The organism is Synechococcus sp. R5-12, from assembly GCF_047502655.1.
Lineage (GTDB): Bacteria > Cyanobacteriota > Cyanobacteriia > Thermostichales > Thermostichaceae > Thermostichus.
In genome coordinates, this window is the sequence record NZ_JANSIM010000277.1 from 1 (window position 1) to 1,758 (window position 1,758).

Consider the following 1,758-nt stretch of genomic DNA (forward strand, 5'->3'; position numbering starts at 1 on the left):
AAGCCCGCTCCGTACCGCCTAGCGGTTGATGTCGGGTAGTTTACGCTCATCCTGACCGGCTTTCTTGGCAGCGACGCCCAAGGACATCTGCTTTGACATGCTCGATAGGACTCCGTCCCGCTGACGCGAAAGGACCCCGTCCCGCTGCCGCAGTGGATCCCAGGGCTTGGAGCCTTGAGGAGAAAGTGGGGCAACTGTTTCTGGTTTATTTTGAGGGAGCTGAGTTTTCCTCCGCTCTCGAGGAGATGATCCGGGACTACCACGTGGGCGGGCTGATCTTCTATTCGATTGCCGGCAACATTCAAACGTTGCCTCAGGTGGCCCAGCTCATTGCCGCGGCTCAGGCACAAGCCCTTGTCCCCCTGTGGATAGCCATTGATCAAGAGGGGGGGCCGGTGGTGCGCCTTACCGAGGGGGTGACGGTGTTCCCCAGCGCCATGGCAGTGGCAGCAGCGGGATCCCCGGCAAAGGCGGAAGCTATGGCCCGTGCGGTGGGAACGGAGCTGAAAAGTTTGGGGTTTAACCTCAACTTCGCCCCTGTTGTGGACGTGAACAGCAACCCCCACAACCCCATCATCGGCATCCGAGCCTTTGGGTCAGACCCGAAACAGGTGACAGATTACGGCCTCGCCCTGTGGCGCGGCTATCGGCAAGCCGGGATCCTCTGTACGCCCAAACATTTTCCCGGCCATGGGGACACCGATATGGATTCCCACCTGGGGTTGCCGCGGGTGGATCGCCCTCTGGAGGCACTACAGACCACGGAATTGCGCCCGTTTCAGGCTTTGATCCGGGCAGGGGCAGAGGCGATGATGACGGCGCATGTGGTGATGCCGGCTCTGGGATCCGTCGGCGACAGCGGGACGAAGTCCTTGCAACCGGCAACGCTGGCCCCTGAGGTGGTGTCCGGCTGGCTGCGGCAGAAGCTGGGTTTCAAGGGTCTTGTCCTGACGGATTCCCTGACCATGGGGGCCATTGCCCGCACCTACGGCATTCCCGAAGCGGCAGAACTGGCCTTTAGGGCAGGAGCCGATGTGCTGGTGTTTGGGGCAGATCCCGGCTTTAGCCCGGCCATCCAAAAAGAAGCCTATGCCCATCTGCTGCGGGAGTTCCGTGCCGGTCGTTTGTCGGTTGAGCAGTTGGATCGGTCAGTGGAGCGGATTTTGGCCTTGAAGCGGCGCTACAGGCTGGGATCCCCCTGCCCCCCTTTCCCCCCTTCCACCCTGGAAAGCCACCAGGCGCTGGCCCGCCAAATCGCCCAAGACAGCATCACCCTAGTGCGGGGATCCCTGCCTCCCTTGGCCCCTGACCCGCTGCTTATCACCCCTGTACCTTTGTTGGGGGAGCTGCTGCAAAAAGCCTGTCCCGCTGCCCAAGTGTTCTCCATCCCTCTGGATCCCACCCCCGAACAGCAGCGGATTGCCCAAGAAGGGGCTCAAAGGGCTGCGCAGGTGCTGGTGGGATCCCTGGAGACGTGGCGGCATCCGGCGCAGAGGTTGCTGCTGGGATCCCTTCCCCCGGAAAAGGTGATTGGGTTGGCCTTGGGATCCCCCTACGACGCCTTTGCCCTGCCCCAGATCCCGGTCTATTTGGCCTGCTACGGCACTACCCCCGTCTCTCTACAGGCGTTGCTGCAGGTGTTGTTGGGACAGATCCCGGCCCAGGGTCGCTTGCCGGTTGGATCCCACTTGGAGGGATCCTGGTCGCGTTAGCGGAGCTGATACATTTACGCTGAACACTGCTGAACATCACTGTTCA

The 1,758-nt window shown here is 61.8% G+C and carries 1 protein-coding gene; it reads left to right on the top strand.

Annotation, left to right across the window (positions count from 1 at the left end):
• Positions 1-185: 185 nt before the first annotated feature.
• Positions 186-1,712, top strand: a complete 1,527-nt coding sequence (locus tag NW843_RS13265; protein WP_414523184.1) for a glycoside hydrolase family 3 protein — start codon at positions 186-188, stop codon at positions 1,710-1,712.
• The last annotated feature ends 46 nt before the right edge of the window (positions 1,713-1,758 follow it).